Raw genomic sequence first — 24562 nt, forward strand, 5'->3', positions numbered from 1 at the left:
CTTGATGTCGGTGGCATCGAGGCCGACGCGCCGTTTCTCTTCGCGCTTCTGGGCGGGTCGCTCTGGTCGTGGCCCATGGCAAAGCTGATGTGGAGCCAGGTGCGCAAGCGCGGGCTGCGGGGCTTGGCGGCCTGGTTCGGCCGGGCGCTGGTTCCGGCGCGGGGCTGGCTGGAGACGACCTACACCTCGCCCGCCGTCCAAGCGCTTTATGCGCCCTGGGTGCTGCATTGCGGGCTGACGCCCGAAAGCACCTATTCCGGCCAGATTGGCAAGGTCATCGCCTTCGCGCTGGAGGCGGCGGGGGCGCCGATCGTGAAGGGCGGCTCGGGCGCGGGCGTCGCGGCCTTCCGGGCGCTGGTCGAGGAGAAGGGCGGCGAGATCCGCTGCGGGGCCGATGTGGACCGGATTCTTGTGCAGGATGGCCGTGTGCGCGGCGTGGCGCTGGCCGGGGGCGAGGAGATCGCCTGCGCCTCGGTCCTCGCCTCGGTCGCGCCTGGGCAATTGCAGGAGCGGCTTCTGCGCGATGTGAACCTGCCCGAGGATAGGGCGGCGGCCAGGGTGTTCCGCCACGGGCGGGGGAATTTCCAGCTGCACTATGCGCTGGACCGGGTGCCGGAATGGTTGTCGCCCGGCCTCGACGATGTGGCGCTGATCCATCTGGCGGACGGGATCGACTCAGTCTCGAAGGCGTCGAACGAGGCCGAGCGGGGGATGCTGCCGGCGGTGCCGACGATCTGCGTCGGCCAGCCGCACCGGCTGGACCCGTCGCGCTGCCCCGAAGGCAAGGCGATCCTCTGGCTCCAGATCCCCGACGCGCCGCGCGTGTTGAAGGGCGACGCGGCGGGTGAGATAGCCACGGACGGGACCTGGTCCGAGACCACGCGCGAGGCCTTCGCGGACCGGATCGAGGGCATCCTGCGGCGGCACATCAAGGACTTCGACAGGATCAGGCTGGCGCGGCGGGCCTATTCCCCGGCGGATCTTGAGCGGATGAACGTCAACCTTGTCGGCGGTGATCCCTATGGCGGGCTGTGCACGCTGGATCAGTTCTTCCTGTTCCGCCCCTATGCCCATTCGACGAACGGCACCAACCTGATCCGGGGCTTCACCCATATCGGCGCCTCGACCCATCCCGGTCCCGGCCTTGGCGGCGGCTCGGGCTATCTTGCGGCGAAAAGGCTGGGCGCATGACCGACCAGACGCCCCCGGAGAAACCGCCCGAAACCCTGCCCCGTCTGGGCGAGATCGGCCTGACCAATTACGCGCCCTACCTGATGAACCGGATCATGGGGCGCTACAACGCCAGTCTGCGCGAGGAGATGGCCAGTCTCGGCCTGACCACCCCGAAGATGCGGGCGCTGGCGGTGCTGTCGGTCATCGAAGGCCCGCTGATCCGCGAGCTTGCGGTCTATGCGGTGGTCGAACAGTCCACCCTGTCGCGCGCGCTGGACCAGTTGGCCGCCGATGGGCTGATCCGGCGCGAGACCGATGCGGCCGACAGCCGGGCGACGCGCGTCCATATCACCGAGGCCGGTCGCGCGCATTTCGAGACGCTCTGGCCCCGCATGGCCGAGGCCCACGAACGCATGTTCCGCGGGATCGGCGCCGACGAGCGGCGGGCCTTCGTCGGCACGTTGCAGAAGATGCTCACCAACATCCGCAAGCACGAGATCTGAGCCATGGCCGAACGTTCCTTCAAGGCCGAAGTCGAACACCTGCGCAAGGGCGAGGGTGACACCTTCACCGGCGAGGGGATCCTGGCACTGACCAAGGCGCTGCTGGAGAACGGCGTCGGCTATGTCGGCGGCTATCAGGGGGCGCCGATCTCTCACCTGATGGACGTGCTGGCCGATGCCGAGGACCTGATGGCCGAGCTGGGCATCCGCTTCGAGGCCAACGCGAACGAGGCGGCGGCGGCGGCGATGCTGGCGGCCTCAGTGCATTACCCGATCCGGGGGGCGGTGACGTTCAAGGGCTCGGTCGGGGTCAACGTCGCCTCGGACGCGCTGGCAAACCTTGCGTCCTCTGGCGTGAATGGCGGCGCCCTCATCATCGTGGGCGAGGATTACGGCGAGGGTTCCAGCATCATGCAGGAACGCAGCCACGCCTTCGCGATGAAGTCGCAGTTCTGGTTGCTGGACCCGCGCCCGAACCTGCCCAGCATCGTGCAGGCGGTGAAAGACGGGTTCGAGCTTTCCGAGGCGTCGAACACGCCCGTCATGCTGATGGTGCGCATCCGGTCCTGCCATGTCACCGGCAGCTTCCAGACCCGCGACAACCAGCGCCCGAAGCTTTCCGTGCGGGAGGCCCTGTCGAACCCGCAATCCGACTTCGCCCGCGTCGTCCTGCCGCCGATGTCCTTCGCGCACGAGCAGGACAAGATCAGGAACCGCTGGCCCGCCGCCGAACGGTTCATCCGCGAGCACAAGCTGAACGAGATCTTCGGGCCGGCGACCGCTCCGGTCGGGCTGGTCCTGCAGGGGGGCATGTACAACGGCGTGATCCGGGCGCTGCAACGGCTGGGGCTGGCGGACATCTGGGGCAACACCGAGGTGCCGCTTTACGTTCTGAACGTGACCTACCCGCTGATCGCCGAAGAATTCCTCGAATTCTGCGCAGGCAAGGAGCAGGTGCTGGTGATCGAGGAAGGCCAGCCCGAATTCATCGAGCAGCAGCTGTCCACCTTCCTGTATCGCGCGGGGTCGTCCGTGAAGCTGCGCGGCAAGGGCCTCCTGCCGATGGCGGGGGAATATACCGGGCAGGTGATGCTGGACGGGATATCGGCTTTCCTGAAGGAGGCCGCGCCGCAGATGTTGCCGGCGCTGGTCCGCGCGCCGAACGAGGACAAGCCGGAGATCCCGGATCTGACCAAGACAGTTCCGATCCGCCCGCCGGGGTTCTGCATCGGCTGCCCGGAACGCCCGATCTTCGCCGCGATGAAGCTGGTGCAGCGGGAAACCGGCAAGCTTCAGATCAGCGCGGACATCGGCTGCCACCTCTTCGGCTCGCTTCCGCCGTTCGAGATCGGCGGTGCGACGATGGGCTATGGCCTCGGCCCGGCGGCGAATGCGGCCTTCGACGGGGGCGGCGAGCGGCGGCCTGTCTCGATCATCGGCGACGGCGGGTTCTGGCACAACGGGCTGTCGTCCAGCTTTACCAACATGGCCTTCAACAAGTCGGACGGGGTGGCGGTGATCGTGGACAACTACTATTCCGCTGCGACCGGCGGGCAGGACATCATGTCCAGCCGCGCCGACAACCCGACCAAGGCCACGAAGCATCCCATCGCCAAGGCGTTGAAAGGCATCGGCATCGACTGGGTGCGGCAGGTGGACCGGACCTATGACGTGGGTCGGATGCGCGACGTGCTGCGCGAGGCGCTGACCACGGACACGCCCGGCCCCAAGGTGATTGTCGCCTCGTCGGAATGCATGCTGAACCGGCAGCGGCGCGAGAAGCCCCTGGCGCAAAAGGCGATCCGCGAGGGCCGCCGGGTCGAGACCCCGCGCTTCGGGGTGGACGAGGATGTCTGCACCGGCGATCACGCCTGCATGCGGCTGTCGGGCTGCCCCTCGCTGTCGCTGAAGAAGCTGGACGATCCCTTGCGCGACGATCCGGTGGCCTCGATCGACCAGAGCTGCGTCGGCTGCGGCAACTGCGGCGAGGTTGCGGATGCGGCGGTGCTCTGCCCGTCGTTCTACCGCGCGGACGTGGTGCACAACCCTTCGAAATGGGAGGCCCGGATGGCGGCGTTCCGGGCAAGGGTCATCGGCTGGCTGCAATCCCGCCGCGCTGCGCGGCGGCTGGACTTCGGGGGAACGGCATGACGCAGCGTGCCCCCCACCCCCATCCCCTCCCCACCGAGGGGGAGGGGAGCCGCGTGACGCTTCCCTCGCTCGGCACTGGCCGGGCCGGGCACCTCCCTCCCCCCGTGTGGGGGAGGGATGGGGTGGGGGGGTCACCTGCGGTGCATCCGGACGAGGACAGAGGATGACCCTGCCCGACACGCTCAGCCCCCGCGCGCCCGACCCGTGCCTGTCGGGGATCATCAAGCTGGCGATCCTGGCGGTGGGCGGCCAGGGCGGTGGCGTGCTGACCGGCTGGATCGAGGATGTGGCCCGCGCGCAGGGCTATGCCGCGCAGGCGACCAGCGTCGCGGGCGTCTCGCAGCGCACCGGGGCCACGGTCTATTACGTCGAGATGGCCCCGCACCGGCCCGGCGAGCCGGTGCCGGTATTCTCGCTGATGCCCGCGCCGGGCGACGTGGACATCATGATCACCGCCGAAATGATGGAGGCCGGCCGCGCCATCATCCGCGGCTTCGTCACGCCGGACCGGACCACGCTGATCACCTCGACCCACCGTGCGCTGGCGGTGTCGGAAAAGATGGTGCCGGGCGACGGCATCGCCTCGTCCGAGGAGGTGATGGCCGCCGCCGAGGTCGCGGCGCGCCGGGTCATCGCGGCGGATTTCGACGCGCTGGCGGTGCGCAACGGGTCGGTGATCTCGGCCTCGCTTCTGGGCGCGCTGGCGGGGGCAGCAGTGCTGCCCTTCCCGCGAGAGGCCTTCGAGGCGGCGATCCGGGCGGGCGGCAAGGGGACGGAGGCCTCGCTGAAGGCTTTCGCAGCGGCTTTCGAGGTGGCAGCGAACCCGGAGGCACCGGCGGCCCCGGCCGCGTCCGGCAAGCCGGAGGCGAGGGTGCAGGGTCCCGCCCGGCTGGTGGCCGAATGGGACAGGCTGGCAGCACGGGTCGCGGCGCTGCCCGCCCCGGTGGCCGCACTGGCGCTGCCCGGCCTGCGCAAGGTCGTGGATTTCCAGGACCTGCGCTACGGGGCGGAGTATCTGGACCGTCTGACCACTGTCCTTGCGCTGGACGATGCCTGCCACGGCTGGGCGCTTTCGCGCGAGGCGGCGAAATACATCGCCAATGCAATGGCTTATGACGACATCATCCGCGTCGCCGACCTCAAGACCCGTGCACGCCGCTTCGACCGCATCCGCAGCGAGATGGGGGTGAAGGAGGCAAGCATCCTGCACCTGACCGAGTTCTTCCACCCCCGCGCGGCCGAGATCGTCGGCATGTTCCCCGCCCGACTGGGCGCGAAGGTGGAGGCCGATCCGAAATGGATGGCGCGCCTGACCCGCTGGTTCGACAAGGGGCGTCGCCTGCGCACCGACAGCCTGCCCGCCTTCGTCACCCTCCACATCCTCGGCGGCATGAAGGGCTGGCGGCGCCGGACACTGCGCCACGCGCAGGAACAGGCGCATCTGGCGCGCTGGCTGGAGACGGCTCTGGCCGAAGTGCCGCGCAACTATGCGCTGGCGGTCGAGCTGATCCGCTGCCGCCGCCTGATCAAGGGCTATTCGGACACCCATGCCCGGGGCCAGTCCAAGTTCGACCAGGTGCTGGCCGCCACCGCCCGCATTGCGGCGCGCGAGGATGCCGCCGACTGGTGCCGCCGCCTGCGCGAGGCCGCGTTGCAGGACGAGGAGGGCAAGGCGCTGGACGGGGCGATCCGCACCATCGACAGTTTCGCCTGACCGCCGAACCCGACGCGGCTATCCCTGTTCCGCCAACGCGTCGCCCTGCAAGCCGGCGATGTGGTTCCAGATCACGGCTTCGGCCGGCCCATGCACCCCCTTCAGCCGCAGGGCGCGGACCGACAGGGCACACTGCGGCAGGACGCCCGAGACATCGGCGAGACGCCCTTGCGCAAGTCCCACCCGCGCGAGCGTTTCGGGAACCCAGGCCACCGCCACCCCGGCTGCCGCCATTTCCAGCGCGGCCATGGTCAGAGCCGTCTCGGCCCGGGGCAGGGCAAGCGTGCCGGGATCGAGCGCCGGCAGGATCCTTTGGGTCATGACCGTGCCGAAAAAGACCTCGGGCGGATAGGCGACGAAGGGAAGCTCGGCCCGCGCGCCCATGGTCAGGATCCGGGCCTCCTCGGGGCGCAGGACGGGGATGAGGCGGTCCGGCCAGAGGTCGAGGCTTTCCAGATATTCCCCCGGAAGCGCCTCCTGGTCGGGCAGGCTGTAGACGATGGCCAGGTCCGCATTCCGCGACAGAAGCAGCCCGTGACATTCGTCCAGGTTGGCCGAGCGCAGGCGGACATAGACCTCATGCCCGCAGTCACTGATGCTTTGCACGATGCGCGGCGCAAGGGACGTGGTCAGGGAATGCTGGCTGGCGATGACGATGCGGTTCGACGCGACCCGGTCGCCGCGCCGGAGGTCGGTCACCAACTGGCGGAGCGCGCTGGCGATCTGCTCGATCTGGGCGGATTGCGCCAGCGTCGTCGGGCGCAACTGAACGGGCTTGCGGCTGCGGTCGAAGAGCGGCAGGCCGACATAATCCTCGATCTGCCGGATCCGGCGCGAGAAGGCCGATTGCGTCAGGTTGCGCCGCTCTGCCGCGCCGCTGAACGACCCGGTCTGCGCGATGGCAAGGATGTCTTCCAGCCACTCCAGCCGCATTCCGCACCCATGACTTGCAACTCCTGCAAGATATTCGGCCAATTTCGCATTTGCAATTGGCTTTGTCCTGTTCAAATCTTGGCTTCTGCAAGTTAGCCAGGGACTCGACCCATGCACCTTTCCCGGTTCCCGCGCATCTTCCTGGCGCACCTGCCGACGCCGCTGGAACGGCTGGACCGGCTGACGAGGGAACTTGGCGGGCCCGAGATCTGGATCAAGCGCGACGACTGCACCGGGCTTTCCACGGGGGGCAACAAGACCCGCAAGCTGGAATTCCTTATGGCCGAGGCCGAGGCGCAGGGCGCGGATACCGTCATCACGCAAGGGGCGACCCAGTCGAACCACGCCCGCCAGACCGCGGCCTTCGCGGCCAGGCGGGGCCTTGCCTGCCATATCCTGCTGGAGGACCGGACCGGGTCCAACGATCCGAACTACAACATGAACGGCAACGTGCTTCTGGACCACCTGCACGGCGCCACCACCTCGCGCCGGGCGGGGGGCGTGGACATGGCGGCCGAGATGGAGGTGCTGGCCGACCGCCTGCGCGCCGAGGGCCGCAAGCCCTATGTGATCCCGGGCGGCGGGTCGAACCCGACGGGGGCGCTGGGCTATGTGAACTGCGCCTTCGAGCTGGTCGGGCAGGCCAACGACCGGGGACTTGTCATCGACCAGATCGTGACGGCCACCGGCAGCGCAGGCACGCAGGCGGGGCTGGTCACCGGGCTGAAGGCGCTGAACGCGGGGATTCCGCTTCTGGGCATCGGGGTCCGCGCGCCGAAGGAGAAGCAGGAAGAGAACGTCTTCGCCCTTGCGCAGAAGACGGCCGAAAAGCTGGGCTGTCCGGGCGTGGTCGCGCGGGGCGACGTGGTGGCGAATTGCGACTATGTCGGTCAGGGTTACGGCATCCCGCGCGCCGACACGCTGGAGGCGATCGCCATGTTCGCGCAGCTGGAGGGGATCCTTCTGGACCCGGTCTATTCCGGCAAGGGCGCGGCGGGGCTGATCGACCTGGTCCGCAAGGGGCAGTTCCGCAAGGGGCAGCGCGTGGTCTTCCTGCACACCGGGGGTGCGGCGGGTCTGTTCGGCTATGACGCGGCCTTTGCCGAGGCGCGCCGCGCGCTGGAGGTCTGATGCGCCGCGTCGGCATACTGGGGGGCATGGGACCGCAGGCGACGATCCTGCTGATGCAGAAGGTCCTTGATGTCACGCCCGCCGCCGACGATGCCGACCACATCCCGCTGATCGTGGACCAGAACCCGCAGGTCCCCTCGCGCATCCGTCGCCTGATCGAGGGCACGGGCGACGACCCCGCGCCGGTGCTGGCCGAGATGGCGCGCCGTCTGGTCGCGGCGGGGGCCGAGGCGCTGGCCATGCCCTGCAACACCGCGCACCACTACGCGCCGGACATCCGGGCGGCCGCCCCCGTGCCGTTCCTCGACATGGTTGCGCTTTCGGTGGCCAAAGCGGCAGATCTGGCCAAAGGCGATGGAATCGTGGGCATCCTCGCCTCGCCGGCCGTGCGCCGGATCGGCCTGTTCGACGCGCCGCTGGACCGGCTGGGGATAACGGCCCTTTATCCCGAGGGCGAGGACGCGCTTCTGGGTGCCATTCGCCGGATCAAGGCGGCCGGTCCCGGGCCGGAGAGCGTGGAAGCCCTGCGGGTGGCCTCGGATGCGCTCTTGCGGCGGGGGGCAACGGTGCAGATGATTGCCTGCACCGAGTTCTCTCTGCTGCCCGCGCCGCTGGCAGGGGGGGTGGCGGGCTTCGACACGCTGGATGTGCTGGTGGCGGCCATCCGGGACTTCGCCACTGCGGGACTGACACGGCACGGAACCTAACCAGAAAAGACCAACAGAGGAGACGACCATGAGCCTGAAACTGAAGCATATCCTTCTTGGCGCCGCTGCCTCGGCGCTCCTGGCGGGCCAGGCGCTTGCCGAGAAGATCATCATCGGTCATTTCGGCAACCCCACGCCGATGCAGCTTCTGTCCGCCTCGGACGAGCTGGCCGAGGCGACGGGCTGGGAGATCGAGTGGCGCAAGTTCGACGCCGGGACCGACGTGATCGCGGCCATGGCTTCGGGCGACGTGGTGCTGTCCGAGCTTGGCTCCTCGCCCATCGCCATCGGAACGAGTTCCGGCCTGGAGATCGAGCTGATCGCCTATTCCGACGTCATCGGGAAGGCGGAATCGCTGATCGCGCGGGAGGGCTCGGGCATCGCCTCGGTCGCGGATCTTAAGGGCAAGACGGTGGGCGTGCCGATCGGCTCGACCGCGCATTATTCGCTGATGGGGGCCTTGCAGCATGAAGGGCTGGCCGAGACCGATGTGAACATTGTCGGCATGAAGCCCGACGACATCGCGGCGGCCTGGGGACAGGGGACCATCGACGCCGCCTGGATCTGGCAGCCGGTGCAGTCGGAAATCCTGAAGACCGGCTCGCTGGTCATTGGCGCCGATCAGACCGCGGAATGGGGCTTTCCGACCTATGACGGCTGGGTGGTGAACAAGGCCTTCGCCGAAGCCAACCCCGACAAGATCGTGGCCTTCCTGAAGGCCATCGACAAGGTCAACGGCATGTATCTGGCCAATCCGGCTGCCTGGACCGCCGACAGCCCCGAGGTGCAGGCGCTGGCCGCCGCGACGGGGGCCGATCCGGCGCAGGTTCCGGGTATCCTCGAAGGCTTCACCTTCCTGCCGATGTCCGAACAGACCTCGGAAACCTGGCTTGCCGGCGCCGCGCCCAAGATCAAGACCACGGCGGAATTCCTGGTCGCCGCTGGCCGGATCGACGCCGCGCTGAATGACTACAGCGCCTTCGTGAACCCGACCTACGCCGCAGCCGCGGCGCAGTAGGACCGACCCCGCCGCCCGGTCCGCCCGGGCCGGGCGGCACCTTCCTGCAAGAGGACCGGCCCCGTGAGCCTGACCATCGACCAAGTCTCGGTGATCTACCCGGCCGCCGACGGCCGCCCGCCGATTGCGGCGTTGAGCGAGATCGACCTGACCATCGCGGAAGGTGAATTCGTCGTGGCGTTGGGAGCCTCGGGCTGCGGCAAGTCCACGCTTCTGAACCTGATCGCGGGGTTCCTGTCGCCCTCGACCGGTGGCCTGATGCTGGATGGGCAGGCGGTCATGGGGCCGGGGGCCGACAGGGCGGTGGTGTTCCAGAAACACGCCCTCCTCCCATGGCTGAATGTCATCGACAACGTGGCTTTCGGCCTGGAGATCCAGGGTGTTGCGAAAGAAGCCCGCTACCGGACCGCGAACGAGTACATCCGGCTGCTGGGCCTGGACGGGTTCCAGAAGTCGCCCGTCTACAAGCTGTCGGGCGGGATGCAGCAGCGGGTCGGCATCGCGCGCGCGCTGACCTGCGACCCGAAGATCCTGCTGATGGACGAACCCCTGGGAGCGCTGGATGCGCTGACTCGCGAAAAAGCGCAGGAGCTGATCCTGAAGATCTGGGGCGAGACGGGCAAGTCGGTCTTCTTCATCACCCACAGCGTCGAGGAGGCGCTGTTCATGGGCACCAAGCTGATCGTCATGTCCCCGCGCCCCGGCCGCATCACCCACCGCTTCGACCTGCCCTTCTCGCGCCAGTTCCAGTCCGGGACGCCCGCGCGGACGGTCAAGGCCTCGCCCGAGTTCATCGCGCTGCGCGAGACTGTCCTCAACATCATCTTTGCCGACGAGGAGGGGCTGGAATGACCGACACGCCGCCCGCGAAGTCCCCCGGTCCGCTGGCCCGCCTTTCCCGCGCCCGTCCCACCAGACCCGGCGAAATCTACGGCGTCCCCGGTCAGGGCAACACCTTCTGGCTCTCGGTCGGCTCGGTTCTGGTCATGCTCTTCGTCTGGTGGCTGGTCACCGCGCTGGGGCTGGTGAAACCCTTGTTCGTGCCCTCGCCGCAATCGGTTCTGGCCAAGTTCGTGCAGATCTGGAACCAGGGCTTCACCAACACGCCCTTCCTGGAACATGTCGCCATCTCGACCTTCCGGGTGTTCAGTGCCTTCCTGCTGGCCTGCCTGATCGGCCTGCCGCTGGGCCTGGCCATGGGGATGAGCCCGGTGATGCGCGGCATCTTCGACCCGCCGATCGAGTTCTACCGCCCGATCCCGCCCTTGGCCTACCTGCCCCTGATGATCATCTGGTTCGGCATCGACGAGACTTCGAAGATCCTGCTAATCTTCCTGTCGGTCTTCGCCCCCATCGTCCTTGGCGCGCGGTCGGGCGTGAAGTCGGCGGCCATCGAGCAGATCCACGCCGCCTATTCCTTTGGTGCCACCCGCTGGCAGGTGATGCGGCATGTGATCCTGCCCTCGGCCATGCCCGAGATCCTGACGGCGATGCGGGTGGGCATCGGCTTTGGCTGGACGACCCTTGTCGCGGCCGAGATGGTCGCGGCGACCAAGGGGCTGGGCTACATGGTGCTGTCCGCCAGCCAGTTCCTGCAGACCTCGGTCGTGATCATGGGGATCTTCGTCATCGCCATCATCGCCTTCGCCTTCGACCTTCTCATGCGATTCCTCGAACGCCGTCTGGTGCCCTGGAAGGGCCGGATGTGACCGCGATGATCTATCTGAAACAAGCCGTTGCCACCCCCGAGACCGACAGCCACGACGTGCGCGACCTCGTGCAGGTCATGCTGGCCCGCATCGCGGTCGAGGGCGAGGCGGCGGTGCGCGATTATTCCCGCACCTTCGACAAGTGGGAGGGCGACCTCATCGTCAGCCGCGCGACGCTTGACGCTGCGGCGGCGCAGGTGCCCGAGCGGCTGAAGGACGACATCCGTTTCGCCCACGCCAACATCCGCCGCTTTGCCGAGGCGCAGAAGGCCACCCTGTCGGATTGCGCGGTGGAGATCCTGCCGGGCCTGATGGCGGGGCAGAAGCAGATCCCGGTTTCGGCGGCGGGCTGCTATGTGCCCGGCGGGCGCTACAGCCATGTGGCCAGCGCCATCATGACCATCACCACGGCGAAGGTGGCCGGAGTTCCCCATATCGCCGCCTGCTCTCCCCCCCGGCCCGGCATCGGCATCCCGCCCGCGATCCTGTTCGCGATGGACCTGTGCGGCGCGAACGTGATCCTGAACCTTGGCGGCGTGCAGGGCGTGGCGGCCATGGCGCACGGCCATTTCGGGCTGCCGAAGGCGGACATGCTGGTCGGCCCCGGCAACCAGTATGTCGCCGAGGCGAAGCGGATGCTCTTCGGCCAGGTCGGCATCGACATGTTCGCCGGCCCGACCGACAGCATGGTCGTGGCCGATGCCGGAGCCGACGCCGAGATGGTGGCGGCCGACCTCGTGGGGCAGGCCGAGCACGGCTACAACTCGCCGGTCTGGCTGGTGACGGATGACGAGACCTTGGCCCGGACGGTGATCCGCCTGGTGCCCGGTCTGATCGAGACGCTTCCCGAGGTGAACCGCGAAAGCGCCCGCGCCGCCTGGGACAACATGGCCGAGGTCATCCTTTGCGCGGACCGCGAGGAGATGGCCCAGGTCGCCGATGCCCGCGCGCCCGAACACCTGCATGTCCAGGCGCGGGATCTGGACTGGTGGCTGGACCGGCTGCGCGCCTATGGCTCGCTGTTCCTGGGCGAGGAAACCACGGTCGCGTTCGGCGACAAGACCTCTGGTCCCAACCACGTCCTGCCGACCTCGGGCGCGGCGCGGTATACGGGCGGGCTTTCGGTCCACAAGTTCATGAAGACGGTGACCTGGCAGCGCGCGACCCGAGCCGCCGCACGGCCCCTGGCCGAGGCCACGGCCCGCATCTCGCGGCTGGAGGGGATGGAGGGGCATGCCCGGTCGGCCGACATCCGGCTGGCGAAGTTCTTCCCTGGCGAGACCTTCGACCTTGGAGCCGCGAAACTGGAAGCGACCTGAGAGCCGATCCCAGGACAGGCGGAACGGAAAAGGCCCCGGTGCGGCGCACCGGGGCCTTCGCGTTCACGCCAGACGACGGGCTCAGCCCTCGGCGGCTTCTTCCTTCTTCTCGACGATTTCCTCGCCGGTTTCCTGGTCGACCATCTTCATGCCAAGGCGCACCTTGCCGCGGTCGTCGAAGCCAAGAAGCTTGACCTTGACCTCCTGGCCTTCCTTCAGCACCTCGTTCGGGTGGTTCAGGCGCTTGTTGGCGATCTGGGAGACGTGCACCAGACCGTCGCGCTTGCCGAAGAAGTTCACGAAGGCGCCGAAATCGACCAGTTTCACCACCTTGCCGGTGTAGATCTGGCCCTCTTCCGGCTCCGCCACGATCGACCAGATCATGTCATAGGCCTTCTTGATGGCCTTCTGGTCGTTCGAGGCGATCTTGATCTGGCCGTCGTCGTTGATGTCGACCTTGGCGCCCGAGGTCTCGACGATCTCGCGGATGACCTTGCCGCCCGAACCGATCACTTCGCGGATCTTGTCGGTCGGGATCTGCATCGTCTCGATCTTAGGCGCGTACTCGCTGAAGCCCTGCGGCGCGCTGATGGCCTTGGCCATCTCGCCCAGGATGTGCAGACGGCCATCCTTGGCCTGCGCGAGCGCCTGCTTCATGATTTCCGGGGTGATCCCGGCAACCTTGATGTCCATCTGCAGCGAGGTGATGCCGTTCGCCGTGCCTGCGACCTTGAAGTCCATGTCGCCGAGGTGATCCTCGTCGCCGAGGATGTCGGTCAGGACCGCCCAGTCACCATCCTCTTCCAGCACCAGACCCATCGCGACGCCAGCCACGGGGGCCTTCAGCGGCACGCCCGCGTCCATCATCGACAGCGACCCGCCGCAGACCGAGGCCATCGAGGAAGAGCCGTTCGATTCGGTGATCTCGGAGACCACGCGGATCGTGTAGGGGAAGTCGGTCGGCGCCGGCAGCACCGCCTGCAACGCGCGCCAGGCAAGCTTGCCATGGCCGATCTCGCGACGGCCGGGCGAGCCCACGCGGCCAACTTCGCCGACCGAATAGGGCGGGAAGTTGTAGTGCAGCAGGAAGTTCGAGCGGTAGTTGCCGTTCAGCGCGTCGATGATCTGCTCATCTTCGCCCGTCCCCAGGGTGGTGACGACGAGACCCTGGGTTTCACCCCGGGTGAACAGCGCCGAGCCGTGCGCACGCGGCAGCACGCCGGTTTCGCAGACGATCGGGCGGACGGTCTTGGTGTCGCGCCCGTCGATCCGGCGGCCGTGCTTGACCACGTCGCCGCGCAGAACCGCCGACTCCAGCTGCTTGATCGCCGGATAGAGGTTCGGGTCGGCCTGATCCTCCTCGGTCATCGCGGCCTTGATCGCCGAAACGGCGGCCTCGATGGCGTTGGTGCGTTCCTGCTTGTCGCGGATGGCGAAAGCGGCGCGCATCTGTGCTTCGCCGGCGGCCTTCACCTTCGCATAAAGCGCCGAATAGTCCGGTGGGGTGAAGTCGAACGGATCCTTCGCCGAGGCTTCGGCGAAGTCGATGATCAAGTCGATCACCGGCTGCATCTGCTCGTGCCCGAAGACCACTGCGCCGAGCATTTCCTCTTCGGTCAACTCGTAAGCCTCGGATTCCACCATCATCACGGCGTCCTTGGTGCCGGCGACGACGAGGTCCAGGCGCTGTTCGGGCTTCATGCGCAGCTGCGTCATGTCGTCCATCGAGGGGTTCAGCACATACTGACCATCGACGAAACCGACGCGCGCGGCGCCGATCGGGCCCCTGAACGGCACGCCCGAGACGGTCAGCGCCGCCGAGGCCGCGATCATCGCCACGATGTCGGGGTCATTCACCAGGTCGCAGGACAGCACGGTCGCCATGACCAGCACTTCGTTGCGAAAGCCCTCGACGAACAGCGGGCGGATCGGTCGGTCGATCAGGCGGGAAACCAGCGTTTCCTTCTCGGACGGCCGCGCCTCGCGCTTGAAGAAGCCGCCGGGGATCTTGCCGGCTGCGTAGTATTTTTCCTGGTAGTGAACGGTTAGCGGAAAGAAGTCCTGGCCTTCCTTCGCCGTCTTGGCAAAGGTCACGTTGGCCATCACCTGGGTCTCGCCCAGCGTCGCGATCACCGACCCATCGGCCTGCCGCGCAACTTTCCCCGTTTCCAGAGTGAGCGTTTCATTGCCCCACTGGATCGATTTCCTGGTCACATTGAACATGTATCGTTTCCTCTGGAGGTCCGGCCCCTGCCGGCACCCCCCACATCTGGCGGCCCCATTGCCGCCCTTCCCCCGTATCCTTTGCATGTGCCCCGGGGGCGGGCCTCACGTCTCAGATGGCGGGGGCCATACAGGAAAAGTCCTGCGAATGAAAGAACGGATGCGGGGGCGGGTCAGAAGATCGCATGCGCCCCGCGGTCATCCGCCACCTCACCCCGGAGCATCGCGGCATAATGGTCCTCGAGCCGGTCGGTGCCGAACTCGGGTGTGGCGTCGGCGTCGTAGGCCCCGGTGGCGGGATTCCACAGCAGCATGGATTCGGTCGCGTAGTAGCGCCCGATGCGGGCCAGTTGGGCCTTGGCCTTCAGCTTGGGCGACAGGGTGCCGAGGGCGCTGAGAAGGCCGACGATCCCTTGCATAAGTGCCACGGGGACGCGCTTGATGCGGACGGGCTGGCCGGTCAGACGCTCCAGCATCGCGGCCTGGTCGAGGGGGGTGATCGCCGGGCCCGGGCCGCCGATAGGCAGGATCCGGTTGCGTTTGGTGGGGTCGGTCAGGGTCAGGGTGAGGAAGCGGCCGAGGTCGGCGTCCGAGATCGGCTTGCAGGCGGTCAGGCGGCCGTCGCCGAAGACGAGGAAGGGTTTGCCCTTGGCGACGCGGGGAACCTGGCCGGAGAGGGATTTGAAGAAGGCCGTCGGCCGGACGATGGTCCAGTCGATTGGGGCGGTCTGGAGTTCGGCCTCGAAGGCGAGTTTCGCGCGCTGGAATTCGAGGTGCGGTTTCTGCACGCAGATCGCGGAGAGCAGCGTGAAGTGCCGAACACCTGCGGTCACGGCGGCCTTTAGCGCGGCCGAGTTCGCGGCGTGGTCCACGGCCCAGGCGTCCGCCGGCTTTCCCGTGCGCGAGGCGAGGCAGGAGACGACGGCGTCGATGCCGGTCATCGCACCGGGAAGGGCTTCGGGCAGGTCGCCCCGGACCACTGTGCAGCCGGGCAGGAGGCTCGCATCGGCCGAAGGGCGGATCAGCGCAGTGACGCGGTGGCCGTCTGCCCGCAGCGCCCGCGCCGTTGCCCGGCCGATTGTGCCGGTGCCGCCGAGCAGCAGGATGGAAAGCGTGGCCATGCTGTCAGTCTAGCAGGACAGGGCCGACTGACAATCGGCGCAAACGAAAACGCCCGGTCGCGGGGACCGGGCGTTCAACGCGATATCAGGCAGATCAGATCGCCGACTTGATCCAGTTTTCCAGCGCGGCCTTCGGGGCGGCGCCGACCTTGTTCGACACGACCTGGCCGTCCTTGAACATGAACAGCGCCGGGATGCCGCGCACGCCGAGCACGGCGGGGCTGTCGGGGTTCTCGTCCACGTTGACCTTCACGATCTTGACCTTGCCCGCGTATTCGGTGGCAAGTTCCTCAAGCGCTGGGCCGATCTGCCGGCAGGGGCCGCACCATTCGGCCCAGAAGTCCACGACGACCGGAATCGGCGACTTGCGGACTTCGGCATCGAAGGTGGCATCGGTGACGGCGACAGTGGCGGCGCCCATGATCGTTCTCCTAGGGGATTTGTCGAATAGGGAAGGTATGGACGCAGTCCGGGAACGTCAAGGGATCGTGGCCCGGGTCAACGCGGCCCTCACGATCTCGGGAGCGACTTGCATCAGCCGGGGCCCACGGGTCCAGAGGATCGCCGTCTCGATCCGCCGGCCGGGGTGGATCTGCGCGACCATGTGGGCATAGGCGCCCAGCTGGCGGAGGAGGCCTTCGGGCACGGCCTCGGGCCGGTCGGGGATCACCGCGTTCGACTTGTAGTCGATGATCAGCGCCCGGTCGGACGTCAGGATCAGGCGGTCGATGGACCCTGCCAGGATGCGGCCCTGCCAGGGGGCGGTCAGGGCGACCTCGGCCAGGCTGTCGGGGCCGAACAGGGCCGCAAGCTCGGGGTGGGCAAGCACTGCCCCGGCCTCGGCCAGCGAGGCGGCGCGGTGGGCGGAGTCGGGGATCAGCGCCTCGGCATGGGCGGCCCAGGTCGCGGGGTCGAGACCGGGCAACCGTTCGAGGAGCAGATGCAGCGCGGTGCCGCGGCGTTTCGACTCTTCGATGTCGAAGTCCGCCTCGCCCGGAAGCGCCTTGGGGCCGCCAAGGTCCGAGGGCGACAGGACGGCCGCGGGACGATGGGGTTCGGGCGCGGGGCGGCCGGCCCAGCCGGGCAGCGCCGGCAGGGGGGCTTGCGATTCCTCTTGCCGAAGGGGGTCGGGCCAGGTGCCGTGGCTGTGGCGCAGGATTCCGCCTTCCAGCTCTTCGTGCCCCGCGGCCATCACCCCGGCAGAGATGAGCCGGTGCCAGGTCGCGTCCTTCGTCACCTTGCCGGCGCCGGCCGCCACCAGCCAGCAGCGCGCCCGGGTCATGGCGACGTAAAGGAGGCGCAGCCGTTCCGCCGCCTCGCGCTCGGCCCGTTCGGCCCGCAGGCCCGACAACAGCGCGGGGCTGTCGGCTTCGGGCAGCTTCCACAGCGCCGGGCCGCCGGGGACGGGCTGGATCTGGTCGCGCTGCGGTGGCGTGTAGTCGGTGCATTCGGGCAGGATGACGATCTCGGCCTCCAGCCCCTTGGCGCCGTGCACCGTCATCACCCGGATCAGGTCGCCCGAGCCCTCGGCCTGCCGCTTGACCTCGACCTCGTCGGTTTCCATCCAGCTGAGGAAGCCGGTCAGGCTGGGCACTTCCGCCCGTTCGTAGGCCAGCGCCTGGGACAGAAGCTCGTCGATCCCGTCCTCGGCCTCGGGGCCAAGCCGGGCGATCAGTTTGCGGCGGCCGTCGTGGCGGTTCAGCACGCGCTCCAGAAGGTCGTAGGGGCGCAGGAAATCGGCCTGATCGCGCAGGTCGTCGAGGAAGGCGCGGGTCTCGCCATGCCCCGGATCGGCGCGAAGCGCCTGCCAGAGATAGCCTGGCCGGGGCTGGGCAAGGCGGAAGAGGTCGGCCTCGCTCCACCCGCAGAGGGGCGAGCGCAGGACGCAGGCCAGAGACAGGTCGTCCTCGGGCGTGTCGAGGAAGGCCAGAAGCGCCGAGAGGTCGCGCACGGCGAGTTCACCGCCCAGGCGCAGCCGGTCGGCCCCGGCGATGGGCAGTCCGGCCTCCTTGCAGGCGCGGATCAGGTCGTGGAACACCCCGGTCCGGCGCTGGACGAGGATCAGGAAGTCGCCCGGCCGCACCGGCCGTTCGGTCGGCCCGCCCTTGCGCGCCGCCTGCGGGATTTGCGTGCCCTGATCCAGCTGGTCGCGGATCCAGCCCGCGATGCGGCGGGCAAGCTGGATCTGCGCATCCTCGGGGTGGCGCATGTCCAGCGGTTCGTCCCAGGGGCCGGGATCGGGCGTGTCGGCCTTTTCCAGCACCGGCCAGACATCGACGCGACCGGCGAGGTCCGGGCTGATGGCGATGTGATGCGACCCGCCACCCAGCGCGGCCTGTTCGGCCGGGGTGAAGGTGGCATCGACCACGTCCAGGATCGCGGGAGAGGAGCGGAAGGAATGTTCCAGCACCCGGTCGTCCAGCCCCGGCCCGCCGCCGAGGCGCTCGCCGAAATGCCGACGCATCCGGTCGAAGGCCGCGACATCGGCGCCCTGGAAGGAATAGATCGATTGCTTCTTGTCGCCGACCACGAAGAGCGTCCGGTCGCGCGTCGCGGCACCCTCCCCCGCGACCAGCTCGGCGGCCAGCTGACCGATCAGTTCCCACTGTTCGGGGCTGGTATCCTGCGCTTCGTCCACGAGGATATGGTCGAGCCCCCCGTCCAGCCGATACAGCACCCAGGCCGACAGCGAGGGATCCTTCAGAAGGTGCAGCGCGCGGCGGATCAGGTCGTCGAAGTCGAGATAGCCCCGCGCTGCCTTGCGAGCCTCGTATTCCTTCAGGAACACGGCGGCGAAGTCGTGCAGCGCGAGGGTCCGCTCGGCGGCGACGAGAGCCTTCTCCGCCTCGCGCGCATCGGCGACGCGTTGCATGAAATCGTCGAAGTCATGCACCAGGTTGCCCATGGCAGTGCGGACCTTCACCGTTGGCACCCTGGCGAAGTTGGGCTGCCCGTCCTGTTTCAGCAGCGCCGCATAAAGCGCATCGAGATCGTGCCGCGTTGGCGCCTGCCAGTCGATTGCCGCCAACACCGTGGCGAGGGTCTGCATGGTCGGCGTCCCCTGCCGGAACAGGGGCAGGCATTGCGCGATCAGCCAGTCCTCCGATCCGTTGAAGGCGAGCGACACCAGATGGCGGTCGTCCACCACCTCCGGCAGGTCGAACAGGCGCAGCGCGCCGGCCCGGTCGAGCGGAGGGTCGAAATGCGCGCGGCGGGCTGCGATGGCTTCGACGAGGGCGCCGAAATCCTCACCGTTCTGCACCTCGGTCATCCGGTGCAGGACATGGGCCTGCGGTCCGTCGGCCATTTCCTCGACGATCTCGGCGCGCATCAGCCGTCCGGCGCGGTCGTCCATCTCCACGAAACCGGGCGAGACGCCGGCCTCGAGCGGGAAGCGGCGCAGCAGGCTGGCGCAGAAGCTGTGGATGGTCTGGATGCGCAGCCCGCCTGGCGTTTCGATCGCGCGGGCGAACAGCTGGCGCGCGCGGGCCAGCCGGTCGGGCGTCAGGTCGCCCTCGCCCAGATCCGACAGTTCCCTGCGCAGGGCTTCCTCGGGCCGCATCGCCCATTCGCCGAGGCGCTGGAACAGGCGGTTCTGCATCTCGGTCGCGGCAGCCTTGGTATAGGTCAGGCAGAGGATGCGCGTCGGATCGACCCCGTTCAGGAGAAGCCGCGCGACGCGGTCGGTCAGCACGCGGGTCTTGCCCGACCCGGCATTGGCCGAGAGCCAGGTGTTGCGCGCCGGGTTGGCGGCGGCGATCTGGCGGGCGAAGGCTTCGGTCATTCCAGGGCCTCGGGCGCGGGGTCGTCGGTCATCTCCCATTCCCCAAAGCGGGAGAGGTGGTCGTAGTCGCTCGGGTCGCTTGCCTTTTCCAGCGCGCGGCGGGCGGTGTAGCCCTGGGTCGGGCGGAAGTAGCTGGCCATCAGACCGCCGAAACGCTTCCAGATCTCGGCCACCTGGCCGGGTTCCAGAAGGATCTCCTCGGTCTTCAGCTGCGCCTTCAGGCCGACATAGACGACTCGGGCGACCTCGGACGGATCAAGTCCGCGGAACCCGCCGCCTTCGGCCATGGCGGCCAGCAGCAGAAGCTGCTTGTCGAAATGCTCCTGCTGCTTCTCGGTCGGCGGAGCGCCGGTCTTGTAGTCGATCAGCAGAAGCCGGCCGTCCGCCAGCCGGTCGATCCGGTCGGGCTTGCCGGTCAGGGTGAAGTCGAGCCCCGGCAGCCGCAGCGCGCCCTTTTCCTCCAGCAGCACCGGCGCGCCCCCGGTCGCGGCCGAAAACGCCAGGAAGGCATCCGCCGCCTTGGCCAGACGGGACAGCCAGATCGTCCGGGCCAGCGGCCAGGCGACGCGGGCGGCCAGCACCTCTTCGGCGATGGCCAACAGGGTCTGGCGGTCCCCGCCGCCCTGTTTCAGGAACCGCTCAAGGATCTCGTGCAGCACCGTGCCGCGCAGGCGGGGGTCGGGCTCGGGGCGCAGGGGGTCGAGGGGGCGCAGCTTCAGCACATGGCGGGCGTAGATCGCATAGGGGTCGCGGATCAGGGTCTTGATCTCGGTCACCGAAAGCTGGCGCGGCCGGGCGTGGACGGGCGGTCGAGGCGAGGGGCGGCGGGCCGGAGCGACGCGCGGGGCGGCGTCGAAGGCCTCGGCCAGGCGCAGCCAGTGCGCGCCACGGTTGCGCATCGCGGCCAGCGCCTCGGGCCCCTGCTGGTCGGGCAGTCCGGCGAGCAGGTTCACCAGCCGGTTCAGCCAGCGCGAGGGCACGGTTTCCGCCTCGGTCCCCCGCTTCGCCCGGGTCAGGACAACGCGCGGGGCGGCCACCGCCTGCTGCCAGTCATGCGCCGAGAGGCCGATCTGGCGTTCGGGCAGCAGAAGCCCGGCCTCTTTCCGCATCGCGCGGTTCAGCCAGGGATCCGCCGGCGGCTGCGCGGGCCATGTGCCATCGTTCAGCCCGCCGAGCACGACCAGATCCGCCCCCTGCACCCGCGCCTCGAGCGTGCCCCAGATCATGATGCCGGGATGCAGCCCCTCGGTCTCGCGCACCTCGTCGCGGTTCAGAAGGCCGAAGATCAGCCCGGCATAGTCCGAGGCCGTCAGCGTGCCCGCCGCCGGGGCCTCGGAGGCAAGCTCGCTCATCGCCGCCAGCGCCTTTTCCCCGGCTTCCTTCTCCCACAACGCGCCACTGCCTGCCGCATCGAACCCTGCCGCCAGCCGTTCGGCCAGCCGCAGATGCCGCGCGACGAGGTCAGCCAGCTGCAGGCGGCCCGCGATCTCCTGCCCACAGAGCGTGTCGGCCAGGATCGCGGCCCAGTCTCCGGCCCGGTCGATCCGCGAGCGGGCGGCCCAGTCTCGGAGGCTGTCGGCGGTGGGGAAGGCCGGGCCGTTGCGGCGGATATGCAGCTCGAACTCGCGCGTCAGGACCAGGTGCTGGCCGCGCTCGCTGCCGGAAAAGGCCAGCGGATGTTTCAGAAGCGCCAGAAGCGCATCGGCGGTCAGCCTCTGGCCGAACAGCGCCGCGACCTGCCGCAGCATGCGCCCGGGCGCCGACAGGGCCAGCGGCCGCCCGGCGGAATCGTCGGGCCGGATGCCCCAGCGGTCCAGCGCCGCCGAGACGCGCCGGGTCAGGTCGCGGTCGGGCGTGATCAGCGCGGCGCGGGTGCCGGTCTCGGCCGCTTCGCGCAGGATCAGGGCGATGGCCATGGCCTCGGCGCGGGGGGTCGGGGCCTCGATCAGGGTCAGGCCCCGCGTGGCGGCGGTCAGGTTGCCAAGCCGCGGCCCCTCGGCCAGCCACTGATGCGTGACCGGCGCCGGGCGCAGGGCGAGCGAGACCAGGCGGTTTCGTGCCGGATCGGGCGCGGGGGTCGCGGTCCAGGGCTGCACGTCCTGCGGGCCGAAGCCCAGCAGGTCCATCAGCCGGCGGGTGCGGAACTGGGGATGGTCCTCGGCGGTCAGCGCGTCGTCCATCCCCTCCCAGACCTCGGGCGGCAGGTCGAAGTCATGGCCCGGCAGCACGATCGCCCCCTGCGCCAGCCCGGCCACCGCCTGCATCAACAGCGCCGTCGTCCCGCGCGAGCCGGTGGAGCCGGCGAGGATCACCTGCCCCGGCGGCGGGTGGCGGGTCCAGGTCTCGGGCAGGCTGGCCACGGCGCGGCGCAGGTTGGCTTCGGCATCGGGAGCGTCGCTGGAGAGGGCCTCGGCGACGATGCCGAGGAAGGCCTGCGTCCGCGCCCAGTGCGCGGAATGGTTCGCCACGTCCAGGGCGGCGATGCGGTCGGGCGCGACGCCTTCGCCCTGCATCTCGGCCATCAGGTTGGCCAGACTGTCGGCCAGATCAAAAAGCGCCGCGCGCGGGAACTCGGTCGCGCCCCCGTCCAGAAGCTTGTCGAGCAGCACCGACAGGACCAGCCGCCGCCGCAAGGGCGAGGTCGGGCGCGGCAGGGCCAGGTCGGACATAAGCGCGGCCTCGGTCACCAGCATCAGGCGCGGCAGGAAGCGGGGGCCCCGCGCCAAGAGGCACTCGGTCACCCGCCGCCGCATGCGCTGGGTGTTCAGGATCAGCGTGACCTTCGCCATGGCCTCGGGCGGCTGGCCGGCCATGCGGTCGATGAGCCCGGAGACCAGCTCGGCCGGGAAATCGGCGCCGGGCGGCAGGGCGAAGATCGGGCGGAGCTCAGCCATGGCGTGCAGAGTGCAGCAGGGCCTCGGCCTCGGCAATCCCGGCGGGGTGGCCGACATCGCACCAGTCGCCGGGATGCAGGACGCCATAGGCGGTGCCGGCGGCGATCATCGCATCCCAGGGCCGGTTCAGCGAAAAGACCTCGTCGGGCATCGCGCTTATGCGATCCGGCTTCAGGATCTGGGCGCCGATATAGACGTGATCCTCGCCCCCCTGCCCGCGCGATAGCCGTCCAGAGGCGTCTAGCCGGAAATCGCCTTTCGGCCCGTGCGCCCGCGCGCGGTCGAGCGGGAGGAGAAGAAGAAGCGCCTCCATCCGGCTCCCGTCCCAGGCGGCGGCGAGCGTGCGCAGGGGGTTCGGCCCGGTCCAGATCCCGTCGCTGTTCAGCACCGCCACCGGCCCCTCGCCCAGCAGCGGGAGCGCGGCCTTGAGCCCGCCGCCGGTTTCCAGGATTCGCCCGGCCTCGTGGCTGATCGTCACGCCGCGCCCCGCAAGATGGGCCGCCATCTGCTCGGCCCGGTAATGGGTGTTGACGACGATCCGGCCCACGCCGGCCGCCTGCGCCACGTCCAGCGCATGGTCGATCAGCGCCCGGCCCGCGACCGGGATCAGGGGCTTCGGCCGGTCGGCGGTCAGCGCGCCCATCCGGGTGCCGAAGCCCGCGGCGAACAGCATCAGCGGGAAGGGGTAGGCGGACATGCGGCGCGGATCCTTCTTAGGGTTTCGGAGCCTGGCGTGGGCAGAAGCCGGTCACAGACGGCGCGTAGTCCGGCCAGGGCGGGATGGGCGAGGTTCTGTTGCAGCTGCCCCCAGACGCGCGGGATCAGCGGCAGATAGCCGGGCTTGCCCGCGACCAGCGCCAGCCGCACGAAGACCCCGAGGATGCGCAACGCCCGCTGCGCGCCAAGCGCGGCGTAGTGGGCGGCAAAGGCGTGCGGATCGGCCCCGGTTGCTGCGACGAAACGAGCGACCATCGCGGCCTCGGTGCCCTGCCCCACATCCCGCCGCGCGTCCTGCAACAGCGAGACCAGATCATAGCCCGGCTGGCCCAGCTGGCCGAGCTGGAAATCCAGCAGCCCCACCCGCGCCAGCCCCGGCCGGGCGGGCAGCCATATCAGGTTCTCGGCATGAAAATCGCGCAGGATCAGCACGCGCGGGCCGTCGGCATGGGCCTCAAGCACGCCGGTCAGGGTGGCCAGGAACTCCGAAGGTTCGGGTCTGACGCCGGTCGCCGCGCGGGCATACCAGTCCAGCACGAAGGTCGCCGCCTGCGCCCAGTCGGCGGCCGAGAGATCCGGCAGGTCCCCGGGCGGCGGGGCGGACTGGAGATGAAGGAGAACATCGACGGCGGCGGCGTAGAGCTCGGCCTCGCGGGTCGGGTCGGCGGCGATCAGGCGGGCGAAGAGGTCGTCGCCCAGATCTTCCAGCAGCAGGAAGCCGCGTGGCAGATCCTCGGCCAGCACGCGCGGCGCGGACAGGCCCAGCCCGCGCAGATGCCGGGCCATGGCCGAAAAGGCCACCGGGTCGTCCGCCCCGCCGGGCGGATTGTCCATGAGGACGGCGGTCGCCGCGCCTAGCCGCAGCCGTTCGTAGCGCCGGTCCGAGGCGTCGCCCGCCAGATGCCGTCGCTCGGCCGCGCCCCAGCCGGCCCGGTCGAGGAAGACGGTCAACTCGGCCGCACGGTCAGCCATCGGCCAGCGCCCGTGCCAGCCCGTCGCGTCCGCCGAGGAGGACGGCACGGCGCCCCTCGCCCAGCGGTTCCAGCCGGATCGTCAGCGCACCCTTGGGGCGGTGGCTGCCCAGCCGGTCGGGCCATTCGACGAGGCAGATCGCCGTCTCGAAGGCCTGATCCAGCCCCAGTTCCCAGACTTCGTCCGGATGGGTCAGGCGGTAGAGGTCGGCATGCCAGATCTCGCCTTCCGCATCGGGATAGACCTGCACCAGTGTGAAGGTCGGCGAGGGCACTTCCTCGACCTCGCCCAGTCTTGCGCGGATGAAGGCGCGGGCCAGGCAGCTTTTCCCCGCGCCGATGGCGCCCTCCAGCAGCACCACGTCGCCCGGTCGCGCCAGTACCGCCAGCCTGCGGCCAAGGTCCTCGGTCGCGGTCGGGTCGGGCAGGTCAAGGGTCAGGGCAGGGAAGGGCGCGGCGGACATGCCGCGACTGTAGCCGTCCCTCCTGGCGCC

Annotated in this window: 19 protein-coding genes; 10 read left to right on the top strand and 9 right to left on the bottom strand. The window is 69.1% G+C overall.

Annotated elements, in window-relative coordinates; genetic code table 11:
- The 4 genes from ACK4IU_RS14480 to ACK4IU_RS14495 form a co-directional block, all read left to right on the top strand.
- The coding region (locus ACK4IU_RS14480; protein WP_409736442.1) for a phytoene desaturase family protein at positions 1-1191 on the top strand (1191 nt) is incomplete at its 5' end.
- Positions 1188-1676: a MarR family winged helix-turn-helix transcriptional regulator gene (locus ACK4IU_RS14485; RefSeq protein WP_409736444.1), complete on the top strand. Its 489-nt coding sequence runs from the start codon at positions 1188-1190 to the stop codon at positions 1674-1676. The genes ACK4IU_RS14480 and ACK4IU_RS14485, both read left to right, overlap by 4 nt.
- 3 nt (positions 1677-1679) lie before the next feature.
- Positions 1680-3827 (top strand): thiamine pyrophosphate-dependent enzyme, encoded by a 2148-nt coding sequence (locus tag ACK4IU_RS14490; RefSeq protein ID WP_409736446.1) that lies wholly within the window; start codon positions 1680-1682, stop codon positions 3825-3827.
- 163 nt (positions 3828-3990) lie between these two features.
- Positions 3991-5541, top strand: a complete 1551-nt coding sequence (locus tag ACK4IU_RS14495) for an indolepyruvate oxidoreductase subunit beta family protein (RefSeq protein WP_409736448.1) — start codon at positions 3991-3993, stop codon at positions 5539-5541.
- Positions 5542-5559: 18 nt separating this feature from the next.
- Here ACK4IU_RS14495 and ACK4IU_RS14500 read toward each other — a convergent pair whose 3' ends face one another.
- Positions 5560-6474, bottom strand: coding sequence for a LysR family transcriptional regulator (locus tag ACK4IU_RS14500; RefSeq protein WP_409736450.1), 915 nt, complete (start codon positions 6472-6474; stop codon positions 5560-5562).
- Between the two features lie 111 nt (positions 6475-6585).
- Here ACK4IU_RS14500 and ACK4IU_RS14505 point away from each other — a divergent pair, with 111 nt between their 5' ends.
- From ACK4IU_RS14505 to hisD, 6 genes are all read left to right on the top strand, one after another.
- A complete protein-coding gene (locus tag ACK4IU_RS14505; RefSeq protein ID WP_409736452.1) occupies positions 6586-7605 on the top strand; it encodes a D-cysteine desulfhydrase in 1020 nt (339 codons plus the stop codon).
- The gene (locus ACK4IU_RS14510) at positions 7605-8312 is read left to right on the top strand and encodes an aspartate/glutamate racemase family protein (protein ID WP_409736454.1); all 708 of its coding nucleotides are present in this window, start codon (positions 7605-7607) and stop codon (positions 8310-8312) included. The genes ACK4IU_RS14505 and ACK4IU_RS14510 overlap by 1 nt, the downstream gene beginning before the upstream one ends.
- 28 nt (positions 8313-8340) lie before the next feature.
- Positions 8341-9330, top strand: coding sequence for a taurine ABC transporter substrate-binding protein (gene tauA, locus ACK4IU_RS14515; RefSeq protein WP_409736456.1), 990 nt, complete (start codon positions 8341-8343; stop codon positions 9328-9330).
- 63 nt (positions 9331-9393) lie between these two features.
- Positions 9394-10182 (top strand): taurine ABC transporter ATP-binding protein, encoded by a 789-nt coding sequence (locus ACK4IU_RS14520; RefSeq protein WP_409736458.1) that lies wholly within the window; start codon positions 9394-9396, stop codon positions 10180-10182.
- Positions 10179-11039, top strand: coding sequence for an ABC transporter permease subunit (locus ACK4IU_RS14525; RefSeq protein ID WP_409736460.1), 861 nt, complete (start codon positions 10179-10181; stop codon positions 11037-11039). The genes ACK4IU_RS14520 and ACK4IU_RS14525 overlap by 4 nt, the downstream gene beginning before the upstream one ends.
- A gap of 5 nt (positions 11040-11044) precedes the next feature.
- Positions 11045-12358 (top strand): histidinol dehydrogenase, encoded by a 1314-nt coding sequence (hisD, locus tag ACK4IU_RS14530; RefSeq protein WP_409736462.1) that lies wholly within the window; start codon positions 11045-11047, stop codon positions 12356-12358.
- 81 nt (positions 12359-12439) lie between these two features.
- On the opposite strand, the gene pnp is transcribed toward hisD, so the two are convergent.
- The 8 genes from pnp to tsaE form a co-directional block, all read right to left on the bottom strand.
- Positions 12440-14581: a polyribonucleotide nucleotidyltransferase gene (gene pnp / locus ACK4IU_RS14535; RefSeq protein WP_409736464.1), complete on the bottom strand. Its 2142-nt coding sequence runs from the start codon at positions 14579-14581 to the stop codon at positions 12440-12442.
- Between the two features lie 173 nt (positions 14582-14754).
- Positions 14755-15702 (bottom strand): NAD(P)H-binding protein, encoded by a 948-nt coding sequence (locus tag ACK4IU_RS14540; protein ID WP_409736466.1) that lies wholly within the window; start codon positions 15700-15702, stop codon positions 14755-14757.
- A 94-nt stretch (positions 15703-15796) separates the two neighbouring features.
- Positions 15797-16123, bottom strand: a complete 327-nt coding sequence (trxA, locus tag ACK4IU_RS14545; RefSeq protein ID WP_409736468.1) for a thioredoxin — start codon at positions 16121-16123, stop codon at positions 15797-15799.
- 57 nt (positions 16124-16180) lie between these two features.
- Positions 16181-19486, bottom strand: a complete 3306-nt coding sequence (gene addA, locus ACK4IU_RS14550) for a double-strand break repair helicase AddA (RefSeq protein ID WP_409736470.1) — start codon at positions 19484-19486, stop codon at positions 16181-16183.
- A complete protein-coding gene (addB, locus tag ACK4IU_RS14555; RefSeq protein ID WP_409736472.1) occupies positions 19483-22380 on the bottom strand; it encodes a double-strand break repair protein AddB in 2898 nt (965 codons plus the stop codon). The genes addA and addB overlap by 4 nt, the downstream gene beginning before the upstream one ends.
- Positions 22373-23077: a nucleotidyltransferase family protein gene (locus ACK4IU_RS14560; protein WP_409736474.1), complete on the bottom strand. Its 705-nt coding sequence runs from the start codon at positions 23075-23077 to the stop codon at positions 22373-22375. Before ACK4IU_RS14560 ends, addB begins: the two co-directional genes overlap by 8 nt.
- The gene (locus ACK4IU_RS14565) at positions 23053-24069 is read right to left on the bottom strand and encodes an aminoglycoside phosphotransferase family protein (RefSeq protein WP_409736475.1); all 1017 of its coding nucleotides are present in this window, start codon (positions 24067-24069) and stop codon (positions 23053-23055) included. Before ACK4IU_RS14565 ends, ACK4IU_RS14560 begins: the two co-directional genes overlap by 25 nt.
- A complete protein-coding gene (tsaE, locus tag ACK4IU_RS14570) occupies positions 24062-24532 on the bottom strand; it encodes a tRNA (adenosine(37)-N6)-threonylcarbamoyltransferase complex ATPase subunit type 1 TsaE (protein ID WP_409736477.1) in 471 nt (156 codons plus the stop codon). The genes ACK4IU_RS14565 and tsaE overlap by 8 nt, the downstream gene beginning before the upstream one ends.
- Between the last annotated feature and the right edge of the window lie 30 nt (positions 24533-24562).

It is taken from the genome of Tabrizicola flagellatus (genome assembly GCF_046295235.1).
GTDB lineage: Bacteria > Pseudomonadota > Alphaproteobacteria > Rhodobacterales > Rhodobacteraceae > Tabrizicola > Tabrizicola flagellata_A.

Excerpts from the sequence above, each read along its gene's own strand:
- ACK4IU_RS14485 (WP_409736444.1), top strand. The coding sequence starts at position 1,188 with ATGACCGACCAGACGCCCCCGGAGAAACCGCCCGAAACCCTGCCCCGT.
- ACK4IU_RS14490 (WP_409736446.1), top strand. The coding sequence starts at position 1,680 with ATGGCCGAACGTTCCTTCAAGGCCGAAGTCGAACACCTGCGCAAGGGC.
- ACK4IU_RS14495 (WP_409736448.1), top strand. The coding sequence starts at position 3,991 with ATGACCCTGCCCGACACGCTCAGCCCCCGCGCGCCCGACCCGTGCCTG.
- ACK4IU_RS14500 (WP_409736450.1), bottom strand. The coding sequence starts at position 6,474 with ATGCGGCTGGAGTGGCTGGAAGACATCCTTGCCATCGCGCAGACCGGG.
- ACK4IU_RS14505 (WP_409736452.1), top strand. The coding sequence starts at position 6,586 with ATGCACCTTTCCCGGTTCCCGCGCATCTTCCTGGCGCACCTGCCGACG.
- ACK4IU_RS14510 (WP_409736454.1), top strand. The coding sequence starts at position 7,605 with ATGCGCCGCGTCGGCATACTGGGGGGCATGGGACCGCAGGCGACGATC.
- tauA (WP_409736456.1), top strand. The coding sequence starts at position 8,341 with ATGAGCCTGAAACTGAAGCATATCCTTCTTGGCGCCGCTGCCTCGGCG.
- ACK4IU_RS14525 (WP_409736460.1), top strand. The coding sequence starts at position 10,179 with ATGACCGACACGCCGCCCGCGAAGTCCCCCGGTCCGCTGGCCCGCCTT.
- hisD (WP_409736462.1), top strand. The coding sequence starts at position 11,045 with ATGATCTATCTGAAACAAGCCGTTGCCACCCCCGAGACCGACAGCCAC.
- pnp (WP_409736464.1), bottom strand. The coding sequence starts at position 14,581 with ATGTTCAATGTGACCAGGAAATCGATCCAGTGGGGCAATGAAACGCTC.
- ACK4IU_RS14540 (WP_409736466.1), bottom strand. The coding sequence starts at position 15,702 with ATGGCCACGCTTTCCATCCTGCTGCTCGGCGGCACCGGCACAATCGGC.
- trxA (WP_409736468.1), bottom strand. The coding sequence starts at position 16,123 with ATGGGCGCCGCCACTGTCGCCGTCACCGATGCCACCTTCGATGCCGAA.
- addA (WP_409736470.1), bottom strand. The coding sequence starts at position 19,486 with ATGACCGAAGCCTTCGCCCGCCAGATCGCCGCCGCCAACCCGGCGCGC.
- addB (WP_409736472.1), bottom strand. The coding sequence starts at position 22,380 with ATGGCTGAGCTCCGCCCGATCTTCGCCCTGCCGCCCGGCGCCGATTTC.
- ACK4IU_RS14560 (WP_409736474.1), bottom strand. The coding sequence starts at position 23,077 with ATGTCCGCCTACCCCTTCCCGCTGATGCTGTTCGCCGCGGGCTTCGGC.
- ACK4IU_RS14565 (WP_409736475.1), bottom strand. The coding sequence starts at position 24,069 with ATGGCTGACCGTGCGGCCGAGTTGACCGTCTTCCTCGACCGGGCCGGC.
- tsaE (WP_409736477.1), bottom strand. The coding sequence starts at position 24,532 with ATGTCCGCCGCGCCCTTCCCTGCCCTGACCCTTGACCTGCCCGACCCG.